Raw genomic sequence first — 20,111 nt, forward strand, 5'->3', positions numbered from 1 at the left:
TGCATGGTTCTAAGGGCACATGCACGTTCCAGGATCCGATGGCGTGAGCGCGAACTACGCGCGGTTTCTTGAGAACAGACAGCCGCATCGGCATCGCCTCGCTTTGGGCTGATCAGACGACGATCCGGTCGAAGTCCGCGGCGATCCCGGTGTTCGGGAAGATTCTTGCCGCCTCGGCGAGAATCTCTGCATCCTCGTAGCGTCCCGACATATGCGTCAGCACGAGCTGTCCGACCCTGTTTGCGGCCGCGAAGGAGGCCGCTTCTGCCGCAGTGAGATGGCCGTAATTCCGCGCGGTCGGCGCGTCGCGATCAAGGAACGTCGCCTCGATCACCAGCATGTCGGCGCCGGCCACGTATCGCGACAGCCCCTCGGTGGTCTCGGTGTCGCCGATCACGACGAGCTTGCTGCCGCCGCTCGCAGGACCCAGGACCTCTTCCGGATCGATGGTTCGGTCGGCAAGCACGATCGGTCGGCCCGCGGCCAACTCGCCGCGCAAGGGACCGTCGGGGACACCGAGCGCGATGAGGCGATCAGGCCGCAGATGGCGGCGCGCGGGGCTTTGGAAGACGAAGCCAAAGCTGTCGGTGTCGCGGTGGCGAACCGGAAAACAGTCGATGGTGAATTCACCGGCATCGATGACGCGTCCCTCGGTCAACGCTGCGAACACGACGGCGATCGGCGCCCTGCCCGCGCCCCACAGGCCGGCGAGCATGCGGGTGACGAGGTCGAGCGTGCCCGCGCCGCCGTGAACGGTCATTATCTCGGACGTCTGCCGCAAGCCGAGCGTCGAGAACAGTCCGGGGATGCCGAGCACGTGGTCGAGATGAGCGTGGGTGAGCAGGATGCGGTCGAGCCGCCGGAAGCCGGCGCCGCTGCGCAGCAGCTGGCGCTGCGTGCCCTCGCCGCAATCGACCAGGACGCGCTTGCCTGCGGCTTCCACGAGGAGCGCCGGATGGTTGCGCTCCGCTGAGGGAACGCTCGCCGATGTCCCGAGAAACGTCAGGGCGAACATGGTCGCTGCCAATCCAAGAGTTGGTCGCGGCGCGCAAGATGCCGGCCAGCAATGCTATTGCGGTCTGTCGGATGACTGCGCCTCCACCGCCTGCACGGCGACATCAGCCACCTGCCGCAGCGCTTCACGATCGGCGCCTGACGACGCCATCACGCCCATGCCGACCGACACCGCCGAGACATAGCGCGCGAGCGCTGCCGGATCGGCGCTCTCCTTGAGATCGCCTTCGGCCCTGGCGCGGATGAAGCGGTCGCGAAGCTGGTCCTCATTCTGGGCGCGGCGGGCGGCGAGCTCGAAGGGGACGTTTTCCGAGCCGGTGCCGCAGGCGATGCCGCCCTGCACGAGCAGGCAGCCGGGCGGATTGGCGGGATCGGTCTGCTTGTCGGCAATGCCCATCAGCATGCGCTCGGCCACGGCGCGTGCGGTGGGCGCTGCGAGCACCTCGTCCATCCAGATGTCGCGCAGCTTGGTGTAGCGGTCGAGCGCGGCCTTGAGCAGGCCTTCCTTATTGCCGAAGCAGGCGTAGAGGCTGGGCGGATTGATGCCCATGGCCTCGGTGAGCTGGGCAATGGTGGCGCCCTCATAGCCATGGCGCCAAAACACTTCCATCGCCTGGTCCAACGCCGTTTCGGCGTCGAATTCGCGGGGGCGTCCCATGCCCATCTGCCTGTCTCCTCGGATTCGGCGTTCTGTGTCAGCCTAACGCCGGATCCTATCTATTTGTTCTAGCTTTCTTTTTCTTGTGTCTTCCCATCGTCGCGGTATCGGCGTACAATTTTCTTAGTGATTGGTACATAAGTATCTTGCACTGCGGTATCCAGCTCCACATCTGTAGTGAACACTACATATCTGGAGCGCGCAAATGCACCCCTCCCAAAATACCTCTCGCACCGGCCGTTTCCGCCGCTTTCTGAGCGGCGTCGCCATCGTGGGCGCCCTCGCCGCGGCCGGCTCGATCGTGACCGGCCGCTATTTTCATGCGGCGCAGGCGACCGCACCGGTGGCCGCGGCTGAACAAGCCGTTTCCGTCACCGTCGCGATGATCGAGCCACGGCAGACCGTGCTGTGGGATGATTTCTCCGGCCGGCTCGAGGCGATCAACCGCGTCGAGCTCCGCCCGCGTGTTGCGGGTGCGATCATGTCGACGAACTTCACCGAAGGCGCGCTGGTGAAGGCCGGCGACGTGCTGTTCAAGATTGATCCTGCCCCCTATGCGGCCGAGGTCGACAAAGCTGCCGCCCAGCTCGAGGCCACCAAAGCGCGCGTCGTCTTCACCCAAAGCGAACTCGAGCGCGGCGCGCAGCTCGTCGGCAACGCGGTGGTGACCCGGCGCGACTACGACCAGCGCGACAACGCCAATCGCGAAGCGATCGCCAACGTCAAGGCGGCCGAGGCGACGCTGCAGACCGCAAAGCTCAATCTCGACTACACCGAGGTGCGCGCCCCCGTGGATGGCCGCGTCGGCAAGATCGAGGTCACCGTCGGCAATCTCGTCGCCGCCGGCACCGCCTCGCCAGTGCTGACCTCGCTGGTCTCGGTCAACCCGATCTACGCCTCGTTCGATGCGGACGAAGAGGTGGTGCTTCGCGCGCTGAACTCGATCGCGGATGCTTCCGGCCAACGCGGCAAGCTCGACCAGATCCCGGTCGAGATGACGACCTCGGGCGGCTTGTCCGCGAAGGGCAACATCCAGCTCATCGACAACCAGGTCAACGGCCAGAGCGGCACCATCCGTGTCCGCGCGGTGTTCCGCAACGACGACGGCCGTCTCATCCCCGGCCAGTTCGCGCGCGTGCGCATGGGCCAGCCGAAGCAACAGGCGCTGGTGATGATCGACGAGCGCGCGATCGGCACCGACCAGGACAAGAAGTTCGTGATGGCAGTCGGCGACGACAACCGTGCCGTCTACCGGCCGGTCACCCTCGGCGGCGCCGTCGATGGGCTTCGCATCGTCACCTCGGGCCTGAAGTCCGGCGACCGCATCGTCGTCAACGGCCTGCAACGCGTGCGTCCGGGCGCCCTTCTCAAGACGGAGATCGCACAGATGGGCGCACGAGGGCCGCAGCAGGCGTCGAACCACAGCAACCAGAACGTGGTGCAACGTTAAGTCATTCCGGGGCGCGACGCAGTCGTGAACCCGGAATCTCGAGATTGCGAAGCTCCGATCATCTCACCTCTAGATTCCGGGTTCGCGCGCGATACGCGCGCCCCGGAATGACGGTGAAGCGGTCGGAATAGGGAAGATATTTGCCCAGGGGCAAGGCCATGAATCTCTCAAAGTTCTTCATCGATCGTCCGATCTTCGCCGGCGTGCTGTCGGTCCTGATCTTCCTTGCCGGCCTGATATCGCTGTTCGCGATGCCGATCTCGGAATATCCGGATGTCGTGCCGCCCTCCGTCGTGGTGCGCGCGACCTATCCCGGCGCCAATCCCAAGGTGATCGCGGAGACGGTGGCAACGCCGATCGAGGAGCAGATCAACGGCGTCGAGAACATGCTCTACATGTCGAGCCAGGCGACCACCGACGGCGCGATGACGCTGACGGTTACGTTCCGCCTCGGCACCGATCCCGACAAGGCCACGCAGCTGGTGCAGAACCGCGTGCAGCAGGCCGAGCCGCGCCTGCCGGCCGTGGTGCGCCAGCTCGGCATCATCACCAAGAAGTCGTCGCCCGACCTCACCATGGTCGTGCATTTGCTGTCGCCCAACGGCCGCTACGACATGACGTATTTGCGCAACTATGCCGTGCTCAACGTCAAGGACCGGCTGGCGCGGATCGACGGGGTCGGCGACGTCCAGCTCTATGGCGCCGGCGACTATTCGATGCGGGTCTGGGTCGATCCGCAGAAGGCCGCCGAGCACGGCCTGACCGCCAGCGACATCGTGCGCGCGATCCAGGCGCAGAACGTCGAGGCCGCCGCCGGCGTGGTCGGCTCTTCTCCGAACGTCAAAGGCATCGACCTGCAGCTCTCGGTCAATGCGGAAGGCCGGCTCGCCAACGAGGAGCAGTTCGGCGACATCGTGGTCAAGACCGGCACGCGCGGCGAGGTCGTGCGGCTGCGCGACGTCGCGCGCATCGAGCTCGGCGCGTCCGAATACGGCCTGCGCTCGCTGCTCGACAACAAGCAGGCGGTGGCGATCCCGATCTTCCAGGCGCCCGGCTCCAACGCACTGCAGATCTCCGACAATGTCCGTGCCACCATGGCGGAGATCAAGAAGAACATGCCGGAGGGCGTGTCCTACCAGATCGTCTACGATCCCACCCAGTTCGTGCGCTCCTCGATCGAGGCCGTGATCCACACGCTGTTGGAGGCGATCGCGCTGGTGGTGCTGGTCGTGATCCTGTTCCTGCAGACCTGGCGGGCCTCGATCATTCCCCTACTCGCCGTGCCGGTGTCGATCGTCGGGACGTTCGCGGTAATGCACGTGTTCGGCTTCTCCATCAACGCGCTCAGCCTGTTCGGCCTGGTGCTCGCCATCGGCATCGTCGTCGACGACGCCATCGTCGTGGTCGAAAACGTCGAGCGCAACATCGAGGCGGGGCTGTCGCCGCGCGATGCCACATATCAGGCCATGCGCGAGGTCTCGGGTCCGATCATCGCGATCGCGCTGGTGCTGATCGCGGTGTTCGTGCCGCTCGCCTTCATCTCCGGCCTCACCGGGCAGTTCTACAAGCAGTTCGCGCTGACGATCGCGATTTCGACGGTGATTTCCGCTATCAACTCGCTGACGCTGTCTCCGGCGCTGTCGGCGCTGCTGCTGAAGGGCCACAACGAGCCGAAGGACCGGTTGACGCTGATCATGGAGAAGAGCCTCGGCTGGTTCTTCCGCGGCTTCAACAAGGCCTTCACGCGGTCTTCGGAGAACTACAGCGGCAGCGTCGGCAAGGTGATCTCGCGTAAGTCCGCGGTGATGGGCCTTTATGTGGTCCTGGTCGGGCTGACGGCGTTTCTGTTCCAGCAGGTGCCTGGTGGATTCGTGCCGGGCCAGGACAAGCAATATCTGGTCGGCTTCGCCCGCCTGCCCGATGGCGCCACGCTCGACCGCAGCGAGGAGGTGATCCGCAAGATGAGCGACATCGCGCTGACCCAGCCCGGTGTGGAGAGCTCGGTGGCCTTCCCGGGCCTGTCGATCTCCGGCTTCACCAACTCCTCCAATGCCGGCATCGTGTTCTCGACGCTGAAGCCGTTCGACGAGCGCAAGGATCCTTCGCTCAGCGGCGCCGCGATCGCGGCCGAGCTGAACAAGAAATATGCCGGAATCCAGGAAGCCTTCATCGCCATGTTCCCTCCGCCGCCGGTCAACGGCCTCGGCACCATCGGCGGCTTCAAGCTGCAAATCGAGGACCGCGCCGGTCTCGGCTATGACGCCCTGAACGAGGCGACCAACGCCTTCATGGCGGCGATGCAGAAGGCGCCGGAGATCGCCGGCGTGTTCTCCAGCTTCCAGGTCAACGTGCCCCAGCTGTTCGCCGACATCGACCGCACCAAGGCGCTGCAGCTGGGCGTGCCCGTGACCGAGGTGTTCAACACGCTGCAGATCTACCTCGGCTCTTACTACGTCAACGACTTCAACAAGTTCGGCCGGACCTATTCCGTCCGCGTCCAGGCCGATGCGCCGTTCCGCGCCCGCGCCGACGACATCAGGCAGTTGAAGGTGCGCTCGTCGTCCGGCGACATGGTGCCGTTGTCGGCGCTGCTCAATATTCGCCAGAGCGCGGGGCCGGAGCGCGCGATCCGCTACAACGGCTTCCTGTCGTCCGATATCAACGCAGCGGCTGCGCCGGGCTTTTCATCGGGCCAGGCGCAGGAAGCGGCCACGCGGATCGCGGCGGAGGTGTTGCCGCCGGGCTTTGCCTTCGAATGGACCGACCTGACCTATCAGGAGTTCATCGCCGGCAATTCCGGCATCTGGGTGTTTCCGCTGGCGATCCTGCTGGTGTTCCTGGTGCTGGCCGCGCTCTATGAGAGCCTGACCCTGCCGCTGTCGATCATCATGATCGTGCCGATGGGCCTGCTCGCCGCGATGTTCGGAGTCTGGATCTCCAAGGGCGACAACAACGTCTTCACCCAGATCGGCCTCATCGTGCTGGTCGGCCTCTCCGCCAAGAACGCGATCCTGATCGTCGAATTCGCGCGCGAGCTCGAATTCGCCGGGCGCACGCCGATCCGGGCCGCGATCGAAGCCAGCCGCTTGCGGCTGCGCCCGATCCTGATGACGTCGATGGCGTTCATCATGGGCGTGCTGCCGTTGGTGCTCTCGACCGGCGCGGGCTCGGAGATGCGGCGCGCCATGGGCGTTGCCGTGTTCTCGGGCATGATCGGCGTCACCGTGTTCGGCCTGTTCCTGACGCCGGTGTTCTATGTGCTGCTCAGAACCGTCACGGGCATGAAGCCGCTGGTCCATCACGGCAGTGACATCGGCGCAGCGCCAGTCCAGGGGGCTGCCGAGTGAACGGCGTCCCGCCGCGGCACGCCCCCGGCGGGATCAAATGGAGCATGATCCGGAAAAGTGTGAAGCGGTCTTCCGAAAAGATCATGCTCAAACAACAACCTAAAGCGCGATGACGATTCATCCTGATCGCATCGCGCTTCAGGTCGGATCGATTTACTTCCGGTTCTCCTCGCAGAATTTCAGCGCCGCCAGCGCCTCGCCGGCCCGCGGGATCTGCATCTCGATGCTGTCATCGTCGTCGTCCTCGAAATCGAGCGTGAGGCGCCTCGCCTTCGCGAGGCGATCCATGATCGACTGATCGTATGCGAAGATGCCGCGCACCGTGGTCTTGTCCATGACCTCCCACTTCGCCTTCTTCATGATGTCGGCATCGTCGGTGCCGACGTCGGCCCGGAGTATCTCGCCGACCTTGTCCCATTCCCAGCCGTCGTAGATCATCACGATCACGATCGCCTGTTCGGAATAGGTGATCACGATGACGTAGTCGCGGTTCTCGTCATGCTTGTCCTTGTAGCCGCGGCTGGCATTGCAATGGGTATCCTGCGCGCGCTTCTCGATAGTCCAGTCGCCGACCTTGGATTGTTGCGCAAGCGCGGGCCTCGAGCTCGAGGCGGTTGCGCTCAAGGCGCAAGCGAGAATTCCGGCGGCGAGAAGAGATCGTTTCATGTCGGCCTCCAGCGCGTTCCCCGCGCCGAGATGACTACCTCTCCCGGCGGCTCGCAAGAGGGCGAGGCGAACGGCCAGCGCCCATCCTACCCCCGCCGCGGCACGATCGCGATCGGAGTGAAGGTGTAAACCTCCTCGCCGTTCTGGTTGAACATGGTCCATTTCACCAGCGCGATGCCTTGCGGCTTCGATTTCGACGGCGTCAGGCTCATGACCTCGCCGATCAGATGCAGGCGGTCGTTGGGCCGCACCGGCATGGTCCAGCGCAGGCCGTCCACACCGGCGCCGATCAGCGGATGCGGCCCGAACGGGCGAGTCTGGATCGCAAGGTTCATGGCGATCGCGGCGGTGTGCCAGCCCGAGGCGGCAAGGCCTTTGAACAGGGTGTGCTTCGCCGCCTCGTGGTCGAGATGCATCGGCTGCGGATCGAATTCGGCGGCAAAGCGCTTGATGTCGGCCTCGGTGACCACGACTTCGGGGGACTTGAACCGCATTCCGATGGTGAGATCGTCGAACCACTCGACCTGCGCCATGATTTTGCCTCGCAATATGATGCGCCGCTCCCGATAAGACGGCTCAAAAATGGCTTGAGCAATGAGGGATATAGCCGGCCCGCAGCGTACAAACCAGCGCAAGGTTCCTTCACGAAACCGCTTTCCCGATGCGACGAAACACGCCTGAAACAGATGGCCGGCTAAGTGGTTATCAAAATAAATACAGGGACGGCCACCATGCAGTTCATCCTCGACCTGATCTACGAATATTCGTGCTGCCAGAGCCTCGTTGCCCAGCCGCTGCAGGAGGACGAGCTATGATCGAGCTTATCTCAGCCCTGCTCGCGCTGTGCAGCATCGGCGTCTTCGCGGCGCATGCGTTCGACGCCTATCGCACCACGCATTCCTGACCGTTCTCCCTTCCCGACGCTAAAGCGCGATGCGGGTCGGAATGAACCGTCGCCGCGCTTTAGTGAGCTTGATCTTTTCGGAGAATGCGCTCCGGATCATGCTCTAGAAAGGCCGCCGGTAGAAGTGCTCGGAATGCGTCGCCGGCGGAAAGCGGTTGGCGAGCGCAAGCGCCGCCTTTTCGTCCGTCTCGAGCGCGATCTTCTGCGCCAGCATCACGTCGCCCGGTACCAGAAAGCCTGACGGGACGAAGCACCACCCCATCGTCGCGCGCCCCTCACTATCGACCTCATGGACGTTGGCGGCTGTCCCGTAGTGGATGCGATAGGTCCGGCCGGTGTCGCAACCGACGACGTCGAAATACCGAAATTGCTCGAACTGCGCGCGCTGCGCCGGTGACAGCCATTCGGCCAGAAGCCGACGGCCGCGCGCATCCGGCGTGTTCTCGCCGAAGAAGCGGCGATAGAGTTCACGCAGCGCATGCAGGCGCGCACGCGCCGGCGCGCGGAGCCAAACTGCCGCGATCATGAGCAGCTCAGATCAACCGCCGACCAGGCGGGGATAGAACAGCGTTTCCTGCGCGGTCGGATCGAACGATCGGATCCGGGTCACTTCGCCGGGTCCGGTTCGAAGCGCGGCGGTGAAGCCCGCCCCGGTCAGCTCACGAAAGCGCCGTTCGGCTCGCGCCAGCGCTTCGGCATTGCCAGGATCAAACTCGTGGCGCGTATCGCCAGTTTGGTCCATCACGATCTGGGTAGCCATGTTGAGTCTCCTCATGCCCAGCCCTGAACTTGATCAAAGCAAACCTCGTGCCGTCAGTTCCAGAAGGCAACAACTTTCTCGTGCCTTCGCATCACACGTCGCTGAGCAAGAGCTCAGCGTGAAGCCGCAGTCCCTCCGCCCTCGTCGATCTGCCGGCCCATCAGTGCGATCGCCTTCTGGTAGACGCCGGCAGCATTCCAGGCCTCGATGGCGGCGAAATTCGGTTCGCCCGGCTGGTAGCCGGCTCCTGCTTTCCAGCCATGGGCCTTGAGGAAATTCGCCGTCGAATTCAGCGCGTTGGCAGCGACTTCGAGGTTGCCGGTGCCATAGGCCAGAATGCTCTTGGGCATGAACTGGGTCTGGCCGACCTCGCCATGCATGGAGCCGCGGGTCGATCCCGACAGCGTGCCGCGGTCGATCAGCTTCAGGGCGGCATAGAGCTGGTCGGTGAAGAATTCGGGACGGCGGCAGTCATAGGCAAGGGTCGCGATCGACGACAGCATGTTCTGGTTGCCGCGCTGGCTGCCGAAGCCGGTCTCCATGCCCCAGATCGCGATCAGCGGCCCGGGCGGGACGCCATAGCGCTGCTCGATCGAGGCGAACAAGGCGGCCTGCGACTGCTTGAGCTGCCGGCCCTTGGCGACGATGGTGGTGGCGCCGCGCTTGGCCAGGAACTGGTCCAGCGTCAGCGAGAAGCTGCGCTGGCCGCGGTCGGCCGCGATCGTGGCGCTGGCATAGTTCGTCTGCATCAGCGCCGACAGCGCGGTGGGGCCAATGCCCTTGCCCTGCGCCTCCGCGCTGAACTCGCGCTTCCAGGCCTCGAAGCCGGCCGGCGAGCTGCCGCATTGCGCGGCTTCGGCGGAGGATGCCAGGCAACCGAGCAGCGTCATTGCGCCAAGAACCGCTCCCGCAACAGCCCTGCTCCTGATCATGCCCGACCTCTCCTGTCCTGTATCGCTCGGCGGCGCAATCTTACCCGCTCGAACGCGCCGACTCCATGGCCTGATCATAGGACAATTCGAGGCCTTCCAAATTGCCCTCCTTGCGCCATTTGTCGAGCAGCCGCAGGAATGCCACCGGCCCGCGCCAATATTGGCTGTTTCTTGCCGCGATCGGATCGAACACGCCTTCGTTATTGTAATAGCCCGGCGTGCATTCGGCGAGATAGGTCTGCCGGCCGAGCGCGGCCTTGACGACCTCCTCCACCCAGGCATTCTCGGCGGCAAGCGTCGGCTCCAGGGTGCGTGCCTTGCGCGCCAGCGCCTCTTTGATGACATAGGCGATGTGCTGCGACTGCTCGTCGATGATGTGCGGAAAATTGGCGCTCTGGCCGGCCTGCACGGTGACGATCAGGAAGCAGTTCGGAAAGCCGCGGCTGTAGAAGCCGTGCAGCGTCTTGACGCCGTCCTGCCAACGGTCGGACAGGCTGATGCCGTCGCGGCCATAGACCTCGAAGCCCATGCGGCGCGCGTAATCGGTGCCGACCTCGAAGCCGCTGGCATAGATCAGGCAGTCGAGCTCGTAGGCCTTGCCGCCGGCGACGACGGCGTTCTCGGTGATGCGCTCGACGCCCTTCCCCCCAGTATCGACGAGATGCACGTTGGGACGGTTGAACGTATCGAGATATTCGTCGTGGAAGCACGGTCGCTTGCAGAACGCCTTGTACCAGGGCTTCAGCGCAGCCGCGGTCGCCTCGTCCTTGACCACGGTGTCGACGCGCGCGCGGATCTCCTCCATTTTGCGGTAGTCGGCCTGCTCGATCACCTTCAGCGCCTCCTCCAGCGAGGTCACCGGCTGGGGTTGCCGGCGCGGTGCCAGCAGGATCTCGCCGAGCAGGCCGGTCCAGCCGTCCTGCACTAGGTCCTGCTCGAACGGCTCGCCTGAGATCACGGCCGTAAAATTGTCCATGCGCTCGCGCTGCCAGCCCGGCTTGAGGCTCTGCGCCCAGGCCGGATCGGTCGGACGATCGTCGCGAACCCCGATCGCGGACGGCGTGCGCTGGAATACATAGAGCTCCTTGGCGGAGCGACCGAGATGCGGCACGCATTGCACGGCGGTGGCGCCGGTTCCGATGATGCCGACGCGCTTGTCGGCGAGGCCGGTCAGGCCACCGTCCGCATTGCCGCCGGTGTAGCCGTAATCCCAGCGACTGGTGTGGAAGCTGTGGCCTCTGAACGTCTCGATGCCGGGAATGCCGGGCAGCTTCGGACGGCTGAGCGGTCCGCCGGCGAGGATGACGAAGCGCGCGCGGATCTGGTCGCCCCTGTTGGTCTCGACCAGCCAACGCGCTTCCTGCTCCCGCCATGTCATCCGCGAGATCACGGTCTGAAACAGCGCGCGCTCGTACAGGTCGAAATGACGGCCGATGCGGCGCGAGTGCTCGTAGATCTCCGGCGCCCGGGCATATTTGCGCACCGGCATGTAGCCGGTCTCTTCCAGCAGCGGCAGATAGATATAGCTCTCGGTATCGCAGGCGGCGCCGGGATAACGATTCCAGTACCAGGTGCCGCCGAAGTCGGCGGCCATTTCCACGATACGAAAATCCGCGATGCCGGCCTCACGCAACCGCGCGCCACACAACAGGCCGCCGAAGCCACCGCCGACGATGAGCACTTCGGTCGCTTCGCTGATGGCCGCGCGCGCAAATCCGGGATCGGCCCAGGGGTCGTCGAGATAACGGCCGAACTCGCTTGTCACCTCGACATACTGCGCCTTGCCCTCTGCGCGCAGACGGCGGTCGCGCTCGTCGCGATAGCGGGCACGGAGGGCGGAAATGTCGACCGTAGAAGCGCCGCTTGCATCGGTCTTGTGTCTTTCCGCTGCCATTCGATTCCTCCCGCGCATGCCTTCGCCGGCAGCTCGCCGCAGGTTAGCGCCGAAAAAGCTTGGCATGCAATCACGCTGATTGTTTTTTGCGTGAACGCTGCGTGACGTTCCGCTAACCTCGCGCGCAAATCACGAGCCACGCAACGACGTGGCATCCGGAGGGAGACCATGCAGGGATTGATGATGGACATGCCGCTCTTGATCAGCGGCCTGATCCAGTATGCGGCCGATTATCATGGCGAAGCCGAGATCGTCGCACGCGAGATCGAGGGCGACATCCATCGCTACACCTACGCCGACGCGCATCCGCGCATCAAGCGCATGGCGCTGGCGCTGAAGCGGATCGGCATGAAGCAAGGCGACCGCGTCGGAACGCTGGCCTGGAATACGCACCGGCATTTCGAGATGTTCTACGCCGCGCCGGGCATGGGCTACGTGCTGCACACGATCAATCCCAGGCTGTTTCCCGAGCAGCTCGTCTACATCGTCAACCATGCCGAGGACCGCCTGCTCTTCATCGACCGCGCCACGCTGCCGATCGTGGAGGCGATCGCGCCGCAGCTGAAGACGGTCGAGGCCTATGTCGTGATGTCCTCGCGCGAGCGGATGCCGGCGACGAAGCTTGCGAACGTGCATTGTTACGAAGACCTTCTGGGACGCGAGAACGAGGCCGGCTTCGCCTGGCCGGAGTTCGACGAGAAGTCCGCCTCCACGATCTGCTACACGTCGGGCACGACGGGCAATCCAAAGGGCGTGATCTACTCGCACCGCGCCGCGATCCTGCAGACCATGACCTGCTGCAATTTCGACTTCCTTGCGGGACACGTCGAAGGCGTGCGCGAGGTGATGATGCCGATGGCGCCTCTCTTTCATGGCAATGGCTGGAACATGCCGTTCAGCGCGCCCTATACGGGATCGAAGCTCGTGCTGCCCGGCCGCAACTACGAGCCCGACAAGCTCTATGAATTGCTGGAAGGCGAGAAAGTGACGCTGTCGGCAGGCGTGCCGAGCTTCTGGCTGATCTTGCTCGATTGGCTGGGGCGCACCGGCAACAGATTCTCGACCTTGCGCGCGACGTTGTCGTCGGGCTCGGCCCCGCCGCGCGCGATGGTGGAGAAACTCAAGCGCGAATACAATGTCGATTACATCCAGGCCTGGGGCATGACCGAGGCGCTGGGCTGCTCGATGCCGGGCCTGCGGCCGGGCTCGGAGCATCTCAGCGAGAAGGAGAAATTCGACCGCCGCCAGGTCTCCGGCCGCGCCTGCTTCGGCACGCATTTGCGCATCGTCGACGACGCCGGCAATGAGCTGCCGCGCGACGGCAAGACGGTCGGCCATTTGCGGGCCCGCGGGCCCTGGGTCGCCTCCGGCTACATGAAGCTGGAGGAAGGCCTCGACCGCGACGGCTGGCTGATCACCGGCGACATGGCCGTGATCGACCCCCAAGGCCACGTCACGCTGACCGACCGCTCCAAGGACGTGATCAAGTCCGGCGGCGAGTGGATCTCCTCGATCCAGCTCGAGGACATCGCCCTGTCCCACCCCGACGTGCTGCAAGCGGCCGTCGTCGCGATCAGCCACGAGAAATGGCAGGAGCGCCCCCTGCTCCTCGTCGTCCGCAAGAAGGGCGCGACCGTCGACGGCAAGACGCTGCTCGAGCACATGCGTCCGAAGATCGCGAGTTGGTGGCTGCCGGACGCCGTCGAATTCCTCGACGAATTCCCGATGACCGGCACCGGCAAGGTGCTGAAATCGGCGCTGCGCGAGCGCTTTAGGGAGTACCGGGTCGCATAGCGCCCGTCAGCGCCCAGCCGCCGCGCCTCAGTTCACCGCGTAGACGTCAGGATCGGCGCTCGAGCTCGGCTTCTTGAAGGCGTTGCGCAAGGCCGACGACATCGGGACGTTGTAGTTGAGGCCGTTCGGCGGTGTCGGCGATTGCAGCCACTTCTTGTAGAGCACCTCGATCTCGGGGCTGGCATAAAGCTCCGCGGTGGCCTGATCGGCGAGTGCCTTGAACGGCGCATCCTCTCGCCGCAGCATGATGCCGTAGGGCTCAGGCTTGGAGAATGCCTCCTCGCTGATCATGTAGGCTTGCGGCTCCTTCGACCGCGCGATCGCGACCGCGAGCTGGACGTCGTCGAGCGCATAGGCCTGGGCGCGGTCGGTCTCCAGCAGCAGGAACGCCTCGGCCTGGTCCTTGGCCGGCATGATGTTGATGCCGAGATTGCGCTCGGTGTTGACCTTGGCGAGCTGCGTCAGATTCACAGATCCCGCCACCGCCGTGACCGCTTTGCCCTTGAGATCGTCGATGGTCTTGATGTTCGCCGCCTTCCTGGCCGCGAACCGCGTCGCGCTGAGGAAATGCGTGTTGGTGAAGGCGACCTGCTTCTGGCGGTCGGCATTGTTGGTGGTCGCCGAGCAATGCAGGTCGAGCGTGCCGTTGACCATCAGGGGAATCCGGTTCGACGACGTCACCGCGACAGTCTCGACCGAAATGTCTGATATGCCGAGTTGCTTCTTCACTGCTTCGACAATACGGAGGCAGATGTCCATGGCAAAGCCGACCGGCTTCTGGTTGCCATCGAGATAGCTGAACGGGACGGAGGCCTCCTGATAGCCCAGCGTGATCTTCCTGGTCTCCTTGACCTTCTGAAGCGTGCCGGTGAGGTCCTCGGCCGAGGCTGCGCCGGCAAGACATGTCACGGCCAGAAGAATGGTAGGAAGACGCATCGGGGGCTCCTCAAGGGGATTGGTGTCGAGCGATCGAGGAGCTGATAGCCCGAAGGTCGGTCATGCGCCAGACGAGGCTGCGTCTACCAGCTATCGCTGTTTGGTATGCATTCCGTCGCGACGCCCATCGGCGCGTCACTCGCAGGTCAGCTGCTGTTCGAACCAGCCGCTCAGCCGATCCGACAGGGACGGCCACATCCGCCGGAAGCTGTCGAGCTTGCCGACATTGGCGCGGTACATCGCCCGCAATTCCCGCTCGACGGCCGGCAGGTCGATGCCCGCGCAGACCCCGTCCCGCGCGATCGTCCTGCTGGCGACGACGACCTCTTTCACCAGCGACGCATTGCCGCGCGCGAACAGCAGCGCCATGGGATCGACCGGCATGATCTGGTCTCGATCCAGCCGATCGAGATCGATCACGACGTAGTCGGCGGGATTGCCCGCCGCGAGCTCACCATTCCCGGGCGCGCCGGTTGCGCGGCGACCGTTGCGGATGGCGAGCGAAAACATCTCGGCCGGCGTCCATGTCGCCTTGAAGCCGAGGCCGCCATGGACCATCTGCACCAGCCGCATCTCGCGCAGGATGTCGTCATCCTCGTCCAGCGCCAGGCCGTCGACACCCACAGTGATGGCACAGCCGCATCTGTGCGCAGCGGCGATCGGGGCCAGGCCCGAGCGCAGATGCATATTCGAGCTGAAATTGGTGACGATGCGCGCGCCGGAGGCCGCGATCATCTCCAGCTCCTCCGGGCGGGCGTGAATGCAATGCGCCAGCGTCAGGCGCTCGGAGAGAAAGCCGACATCGCGAAGCCAGCGCACCATGTGCGGAAAGTTCTGGTCGGCCCAGGCTCGCTGGTAGATTGTTTCCAGCAGGTGCATGTGAATGCGGCGGCCGGTCCGCGCGGAGTTCTCCGCCACCGCCTCCAGCAGGGGCTTCGAGCACCATTGCACGCCGGCAGGCCCGAGCTGCACATCGGCCATCGGTCCGGCGATGGCTGCGGCGATCGCGTCGGTCAGCTCGATATAGGCCTTCGGCGACAGCGGCGCGCGAACGAAGAGATCCTCGATGGTCTTGCGTTCGTCCCTGGCAAGCTCTGAAAGCACGGGCTCGGCATCACCGTAGACGATGGGATTTTGGTCGCGCACCGCCAATGCGAACGCGATGCGGATGCCGACGTCGGACGCGGCTTTCGCGATGGCCTTGGCCTCGTCCACCAGCGGCATCGTCCCACTCGGGCGCGTGTAATGGACCATCATCGCCGCGCAGCCTGCCTTGGCGGAACGGGCCAATGCGGAGACGGCGGTCAGATAGGGATCGACCGGCGAGCCCAGCGCGGTGCGCAGAATCCAGCTTTCGAGGGGCATGCCGACCGCACCGAAGGACGACGCCGTGGCGCGGGCATGATCATGGGCGTTGACGAAGGCGGGAATGACGAAGGAGCGAGGCGCCGGCCCCGCTCCTTCCGAGATTTCGGTGATGACGCCGCCCTCGTGCCGCAGCACGACGTTCTCGCTGACGCCACGGTCAGGGCCACGGAACAGGCAGGTTGCCGAGATCTCCGTGGCCATGGCTGTTCCTCCAAGTTCAGTTGGCAGTGTACACCAGCTCCCGCTCCGCGCGCGGCGGCAGGAATTCGCGCGAGAACACCTCCGCCGGCGTCGGCGCACGGGCGAGCTGATAGCCCTCGACCACGATGCCGATCGCGCGCGTCATCCGGTCGTCCTTGATGTCGCCGATGCCGATCTCCTTCATCTCCGGCGAGACGATCAGCTTCTCGAATGAATATTGCAGCCGGCGCTTCTCCACCTCGGCGTTGATGAGGTTGTCGTAGTTCAGCGCCGCCTTCATGCCGGCATTCTGGTCCTTGGCGATTGCGATCGCACCCTTGTTGATGGCGCGCACCAGGCCCGCAACGGCCTTCGGATTCGAGGCGATCAGCTTGCGGGAGACCATCACGCCGTTGGAGTAGAGATCGAGGCCATATTCGCCGAACGAGAACCATTTGAAGTCCTTGTCCGGATCCTGGCGGTTGAGCACCAGATTGAAATAGCTGGTGATGTTGAAGACGAGGGCCGCATCGATGTCGCCCTTGATCAGCATCGGCTCCTGCAGGTTCGGCGCCATGTTGGAGATCTTGATCTTCTCACCATCGAGTCCGTTCTTGCGGGTGAACACCGGCAACAGGCGCGTCGTCGGCGTGCCCTGCGCACCGCCGAGCGTGCGGCCTTCGAAATCCTTGATGGTGCTGATCCCGCTGCTCTTCTTGGCGACGATGGCGAACGGCGGCTGATTCCACATCATGTAGACCATGACGGGCGCCTCCTGCGGCTTGGTCGAGGCGTTCTGGATGATGGCGTTGACGTCGCCGAAGCCGGCGTCATAGGCGCCGGACATCACGCGCGTGACGGTGGCGCCGGAGCCTTCGCCCTGATCGATGATGACGTTGAGGCCCTCTTCCTTGAAGAAGCCGTTGTCCTTGGCATAGAAGAAGGCAGCGTCGCTGCCCTGGGTTTTCCAGCCCAGCGTGAACTTGATCGTGGTCTCCTGCGCCGTGGCGCCCCCTGCAGACAGCACCAATCCCAGCAGCGCGGCGGTTACTTTCCTCAACATCGAGACCTCCTCAGCTTCGTTGCGTAATGGTTCGAGAAATCAGGTGGCGATCACGTCGTTCTTGCGGGTGGCCCAGCCGGTGACCCGCCCTTCGATCAGCGAGAACACGACGTAGAGCGCGACGCCGAGCCCGGCGAGCACGAACAGGCCGGCGAAAACCAGCGGCACGTTGAAATTGGAGGACGCGGTCATCATGACGTTGCCGATGCCGCGGTTGGAGGCGACGGTCTCCGACAGCACCGCGCCGACGAAGGCATAGGAGATCGCGACCTTCAGCGACGCAAAGAAGAACGGCATGGTGCGCGGCAAGCCGACATTCCAGAGGATGTCGAGCTTGCTGGCACCGAGCGCCTTCAAGACGTCCTCGAGCTCGGGCTCGGTGGTGGCAAGGCCGGTCGCGATATTGACGACGATCGGGAAGAAGCAGATCGACAGCGCAGTCAGCACCGCCGGCACCGTGCCGGAGCCGAACCACAGCACGAAGATCGGCACCACCGCGACCTTGGGGATCGAGGAGAAGCCGATCAGCAGCGGATAGCAGGTGTCGTAGGCCGTCTTCGACACGCCGATGATCGCGCCGAGGGCGACGCCGAGCGCGACGCCAAGCACGAAGCCGAGCATGGTGGTGGCGAGCGTCTGCACGATGTGCGGCCACAGCACCGGGAAGCGCTGGACCAGCGTCACGAACACCTGCGAGGGTCGCGGCAGCACCAGGTCGGACATGCCCGTCATCAGGCAGAACAGCTCCCAGGCCACGAAGAACAGCACGATCAGCCCCGCCGACCACGCTTTCTGCCTGATATCGATCCCGAACATCAGCCTGCCCCCTGCTCAACGGCGCTGCGCGCATCCTCGATGAAGGCGCGCAGCTTCTGGTTCAGCGCGACGAAATCCGGCTCGAACGTCATCGCGACCGTGCGCGGCCGCGCGAACTCGACGCGGCTGTCGTCGAGGATGCGGCCGGGACGCGCGCTCATCACGCAGATACGGCTGGCAAGGAAGCCGGCCTCGCGCAAATCGTGCGTGACCAACAGCACCGTCGGCTTGTGCGTCATCCAGAGGTTCTGGAGGATCGCCCACAGCTCCTCGCGGGTGAACTGGTCGAGCGCGCCGAAGGGCTCGTCCAGCAGCAGCATGCGCGGCTCGTGGATCAGCGCGCGGCAGAGATTGGCGCGCTGGAGCATGCCGCCGGAGAGCTGCCAGGGATAGCGGTTGCCGAACCCCTTGAGACCGACCTGCTCCAGCAGGGCATTGGCCTTGTCGCGGAATTCGGTCTTGCGCAGCTTGCGGAACTTCGAGCGGAACGGCTCGACGATCTTCAGCGGCAGCATGATGTTCCGCTCTATTGTCATCCACGGCAGCATGGTCGGATTCTGAAAGGCCATGCCGACCCGCATCGCCCGGGCCGCCACCTCGCGGCCGCCGACGATGACGACGCCGCTGGTCGGCTGCACCAGGCCACTGACGAGACGCAAAATGGTCGATTTGCCGCATCCGGATGGGCCGACCAATGCGACAAACTCGCCGTCGGCGATCTTGAGCGTGGTCCTCGACAAGGCAGGCACGGCGCGGTCGCCGCGCCCGAAGGTCACCGAGGCCTCGGACAGCTCGATGGCGGTCGTCGCAGAGCCTTCGGGAACGGGGTGGCCGTCGAACTGGGCGTTGGGTTGCATGCGCATCACAGGAAAAGTGCATGCAAGCTGGATGCCAGCCATCGCGGCCTGCGAAATCAACAACCTAGCCGAAACCCGCGCCAAACTACCGGATTCGATTTAGGCAGTCCGACAGCCAAACTGCATGCAATTGGAGCGCTGAATCGGCGCGCACTTGTGCTAAAGACAGATGTCACTTCCTATGGGATTCGCCGATGGCGGCGCGCGCGGGCAGCAAGACTTCTGAATCATCTGACAAGGTCAGCGTGATCTGCCGCGCGCTCCGGCGCGCCATCATCGAGCAGGCGCTGGAGCCCGGCGCCAAGCTGCCGGAGGACGCGCTCGGCGAGCGTTTCGGCGTCAGCCGCACCATTGCCCGCCATGCGCTGGGCCAACTCGCCGCCGAAGGCCTCGTCGAGCTTCGCCGCAACCGGATCGCCGTGGTGGCGACGCCGAGCTGGCAGGAGGCGCGCGATGCCTTCGACATCCGCATCGAGCTCGAGCGCCTCGTCGTGCGCCAGCTCGCAGGCAAGCTGACCAAGGCGCAGATCGCCGAGCTGAACGCCCATGTCGATGCCGAGGATCGCGCCCGCGGCGGCACGGATGCGGTGTCGATCCGGCTCGCCACCGAATTCCACATCCTGCTCGCCCACATGACGAACAGCCCGATCCTGGTGCGCTATGTCAGCGAGGTCGCCTATCGCTGCTGCCTGACGCTGTCGCTTTACAGCCGGCCGCATTCCACCGAATGCGCCATCAACGAGCACCGCGCCATCATCGCGGCACTGGCAAAGGGCGATGCGGCCAAGGTGATGGAATTGATGCATCATCACCTGGATTCCGTGGCCAATCGTGCGCTGGTCGCCCCCACGCCGCAGCGCGGCCGCGATCTACTCGACATCCTCGCACCCTATGCGGACGAGGTGACGAGCAATCGCGTGGTCAAGCTGCCGAAAATCGCGCGAAGGGGCTAAGCCTCGATCCCGCGCTGAACGAGGATGCGCTCGGCACTGTCGTTCCAAACGTCCATCTTCACGATCTGTCCGCCCCTCACGACGAAGCGATCGACATAGCGGTTGCCCTCGAACGGCGTGCCGTCCGTCCACTCGCCATAGAGCGTGCCGACGCTGTAGACGACGGTCTCGTCCGCGCCCGGGCAGACGTCGAACCGGTCCATCTTCTTCTTGACCCAGCGATAGCGTTTCGCGTTGAAGCCGGTCGGCCCGCGCGGATGGTCGAACGCGCGCCCGCCGGTGAACGTGATCACCGTGCCCGGCTTCATATAGGCCGCCGCGGCATCGGGATCCGGTATCATCGAAGCGGTGAGATAGGCTTCGACAATCTCGGCGTCGGTCATCGGGCTTTCGGCTCTTGCGGCAGTGGACATCGCGGGGTTCTCTCCGGATGCAGCCATTTTACAATCCTCGCCTCAAAGTGCATGCACATTTTTTAGACAATCTGACCGAAACACTGCACACAATCTGGAGCTGCCC

General features: G+C 64.4%; 18 protein-coding genes. 4 read left to right on the plus strand and 14 right to left on the minus strand.

All coding sequences use genetic code 11. The features are described from left to right. Positions 1-112 precede the first annotated feature (112 nt). Both AC24YW_RS02655 and AC24YW_RS02660 read right to left on the minus strand, forming a co-directional pair. Entirely contained in the window at positions 113-1,015 is a 903-nt protein-coding gene (locus tag AC24YW_RS02655) for a ribonuclease Z (RefSeq protein WP_487481237.1), read from the minus strand. 54 nt (positions 1,016-1,069) lie between these two features. Continuing rightward, on the minus strand, positions 1,070-1,678 hold the full coding sequence (locus AC24YW_RS02660) for a TetR/AcrR family transcriptional regulator (protein WP_487481238.1): 609 nt from the start codon (positions 1,676-1,678) through the stop codon (positions 1,070-1,072). Positions 1,679-1,877: 199 nt separating this feature from the next. Here AC24YW_RS02660 and AC24YW_RS02665 point away from each other — a divergent pair, with 199 nt between their 5' ends. Then, complete coding sequence (locus tag AC24YW_RS02665; protein WP_487481239.1) at positions 1,878-3,122, plus strand: efflux RND transporter periplasmic adaptor subunit; 1,245 nt, start codon at positions 1,878-1,880, stop codon at positions 3,120-3,122. A 158-nt stretch (positions 3,123-3,280) separates the two neighbouring features. Further along, a complete protein-coding gene (locus AC24YW_RS02670; protein WP_487481240.1) occupies positions 3,281-6,469 on the plus strand; it encodes an efflux RND transporter permease subunit in 3,189 nt (1,062 codons plus the stop codon). Between the two features lie 153 nt (positions 6,470-6,622). Here AC24YW_RS02670 and AC24YW_RS02675 read toward each other — a convergent pair whose 3' ends face one another. The 6 genes from AC24YW_RS02675 to AC24YW_RS02700 all read right to left on the minus strand — a co-directional run bounded on the left by AC24YW_RS02675 (position 6,623) and on the right by AC24YW_RS02700 (position 11,625). Then, entirely contained in the window at positions 6,623-7,135 is a 513-nt protein-coding gene (locus AC24YW_RS02675) for a hypothetical protein (RefSeq protein ID WP_487481241.1), read from the minus strand. A gap of 86 nt (positions 7,136-7,221) precedes the next feature. Next, positions 7,222-7,668 (minus strand): MaoC family dehydratase, encoded by a 447-nt coding sequence (locus tag AC24YW_RS02680; RefSeq protein ID WP_487481242.1) that lies wholly within the window; start codon positions 7,666-7,668, stop codon positions 7,222-7,224. Between the two features lie 474 nt (positions 7,669-8,142). After that, positions 8,143-8,565 carry a hypothetical protein gene (locus AC24YW_RS02685; RefSeq protein ID WP_487481243.1) on the minus strand — a complete coding sequence of 141 codons (423 nt, stop codon included), beginning with the start codon at positions 8,563-8,565 and terminating at the stop codon, positions 8,143-8,145. Between the two features lie 12 nt (positions 8,566-8,577). Continuing rightward, positions 8,578-8,799: a hypothetical protein gene (locus AC24YW_RS02690; RefSeq protein ID WP_007592399.1), complete on the minus strand. Its 222-nt coding sequence runs from the start codon at positions 8,797-8,799 to the stop codon at positions 8,578-8,580. A gap of 113 nt (positions 8,800-8,912) precedes the next feature. Then, a complete protein-coding gene (locus AC24YW_RS02695) occupies positions 8,913-9,731 on the minus strand; it encodes a lytic murein transglycosylase (protein WP_487481244.1) in 819 nt (272 codons plus the stop codon). Positions 9,732-9,771: 40 nt separating this feature from the next. Then, positions 9,772-11,625: a flavin-containing monooxygenase gene (locus AC24YW_RS02700; RefSeq protein WP_487481245.1), complete on the minus strand. Its 1,854-nt coding sequence runs from the start codon at positions 11,623-11,625 to the stop codon at positions 9,772-9,774. Positions 11,626-11,793: 168 nt separating this feature from the next. Here AC24YW_RS02700 and AC24YW_RS02705 point away from each other — a divergent pair, with 168 nt between their 5' ends. Next, positions 11,794-13,419, plus strand: a complete 1,626-nt coding sequence (locus tag AC24YW_RS02705) for a long-chain fatty acid--CoA ligase (RefSeq protein ID WP_487481246.1) — start codon at positions 11,794-11,796, stop codon at positions 13,417-13,419. 27 nt (positions 13,420-13,446) lie between these two features. On the opposite strand, the gene AC24YW_RS02710 is transcribed toward AC24YW_RS02705, so the two are convergent. From AC24YW_RS02710 to AC24YW_RS02730, 5 genes are all read right to left on the minus strand, one after another. Further along, entirely contained in the window at positions 13,447-14,355 is a 909-nt protein-coding gene (locus tag AC24YW_RS02710; protein ID WP_487481247.1) for an amino acid ABC transporter substrate-binding protein, read from the minus strand. 135 nt (positions 14,356-14,490) lie between these two features. Continuing rightward, a complete protein-coding gene (locus AC24YW_RS02715; RefSeq protein WP_487481248.1) occupies positions 14,491-15,924 on the minus strand; it encodes an amidohydrolase family protein in 1,434 nt (477 codons plus the stop codon). 16 nt (positions 15,925-15,940) lie between these two features. Next, entirely contained in the window at positions 15,941-16,966 is a 1,026-nt protein-coding gene (locus tag AC24YW_RS02720) for an ABC transporter substrate-binding protein (RefSeq protein WP_487481249.1), read from the minus strand. A 39-nt stretch (positions 16,967-17,005) separates the two neighbouring features. Further along, positions 17,006-17,782, minus strand: a complete 777-nt coding sequence (locus tag AC24YW_RS02725; RefSeq protein ID WP_487481250.1) for an ABC transporter permease — start codon at positions 17,780-17,782, stop codon at positions 17,006-17,008. Beyond that, positions 17,782-18,639: an ABC transporter ATP-binding protein gene (locus AC24YW_RS02730; protein ID WP_487481251.1), complete on the minus strand. Its 858-nt coding sequence runs from the start codon at positions 18,637-18,639 to the stop codon at positions 17,782-17,784. The genes AC24YW_RS02725 and AC24YW_RS02730 overlap by 1 nt, the downstream gene beginning before the upstream one ends. Positions 18,640-18,833: 194 nt before the next feature. On the opposite strand from AC24YW_RS02730, the gene AC24YW_RS02735 reads away from it, so the two are divergent. Beyond that, entirely contained in the window at positions 18,834-19,592 is a 759-nt protein-coding gene (locus AC24YW_RS02735) for a GntR family transcriptional regulator (RefSeq protein ID WP_487481252.1), read from the plus strand. On the opposite strand, the gene AC24YW_RS02740 is transcribed toward AC24YW_RS02735, so the two are convergent. Further along, entirely contained in the window at positions 19,589-20,005 is a 417-nt protein-coding gene (locus tag AC24YW_RS02740; RefSeq protein WP_487481845.1) for a nuclear transport factor 2-like protein, read from the minus strand. The two genes, AC24YW_RS02735 and AC24YW_RS02740, sit on opposite strands and share 4 nt — an antisense overlap. Positions 20,006-20,111: the final 106 nt, after the last annotated feature.

Source organism: Bradyrhizobium sp. USDA3516 (assembly GCF_057651995.1).

Bases quoted from the DNA above. Each gene is read 5' to 3' on its own strand.
- AC24YW_RS02655 (WP_487481237.1), bottom strand. From the start codon at position 1,015: ATGTTCGCCCTGACGTTTCTCGGGACATCGGCGAGCGTTCCCTCAGCG.
- AC24YW_RS02660 (WP_487481238.1), bottom strand. From the start codon at position 1,678: ATGGGCATGGGACGCCCCCGCGAATTCGACGCCGAAACGGCGTTGGAC.
- AC24YW_RS02665 (WP_487481239.1), top strand. From the start codon at position 1,878: ATGCACCCCTCCCAAAATACCTCTCGCACCGGCCGTTTCCGCCGCTTT.
- AC24YW_RS02670 (WP_487481240.1), top strand. From the start codon at position 3,281: ATGAATCTCTCAAAGTTCTTCATCGATCGTCCGATCTTCGCCGGCGTG.
- AC24YW_RS02675 (WP_487481241.1), bottom strand. From the start codon at position 7,135: ATGAAACGATCTCTTCTCGCCGCCGGAATTCTCGCTTGCGCCTTGAGC.
- AC24YW_RS02680 (WP_487481242.1), bottom strand. From the start codon at position 7,668: ATGGCGCAGGTCGAGTGGTTCGACGATCTCACCATCGGAATGCGGTTC.
- AC24YW_RS02685 (WP_487481243.1), bottom strand. From the start codon at position 8,565: ATGATCGCGGCAGTTTGGCTCCGCGCGCCGGCGCGTGCGCGCCTGCAT.
- AC24YW_RS02690 (WP_007592399.1), bottom strand. From the start codon at position 8,799: ATGGCTACCCAGATCGTGATGGACCAAACTGGCGATACGCGCCACGAG.
- AC24YW_RS02695 (WP_487481244.1), bottom strand. From the start codon at position 9,731: ATGATCAGGAGCAGGGCTGTTGCGGGAGCGGTTCTTGGCGCAATGACG.
- AC24YW_RS02700 (WP_487481245.1), bottom strand. From the start codon at position 11,625: ATGGCAGCGGAAAGACACAAGACCGATGCAAGCGGCGCTTCTACGGTC.
- AC24YW_RS02705 (WP_487481246.1), top strand. From the start codon at position 11,794: ATGCAGGGATTGATGATGGACATGCCGCTCTTGATCAGCGGCCTGATC.
- AC24YW_RS02710 (WP_487481247.1), bottom strand. From the start codon at position 14,355: ATGCGTCTTCCTACCATTCTTCTGGCCGTGACATGTCTTGCCGGCGCA.
- AC24YW_RS02715 (WP_487481248.1), bottom strand. From the start codon at position 15,924: ATGGCCACGGAGATCTCGGCAACCTGCCTGTTCCGTGGCCCTGACCGT.
- AC24YW_RS02720 (WP_487481249.1), bottom strand. From the start codon at position 16,966: ATGTTGAGGAAAGTAACCGCCGCGCTGCTGGGATTGGTGCTGTCTGCA.
- AC24YW_RS02725 (WP_487481250.1), bottom strand. From the start codon at position 17,782: ATGTTCGGGATCGATATCAGGCAGAAAGCGTGGTCGGCGGGGCTGATC.
- AC24YW_RS02730 (WP_487481251.1), bottom strand. From the start codon at position 18,639: ATGCAACCCAACGCCCAGTTCGACGGCCACCCCGTTCCCGAAGGCTCT.
- AC24YW_RS02735 (WP_487481252.1), top strand. From the start codon at position 18,834: ATGGCGGCGCGCGCGGGCAGCAAGACTTCTGAATCATCTGACAAGGTC.
- AC24YW_RS02740 (WP_487481845.1), bottom strand. From the start codon at position 20,005: ATGTCCACTGCCGCAAGAGCCGAAAGCCCGATGACCGACGCCGAGATT.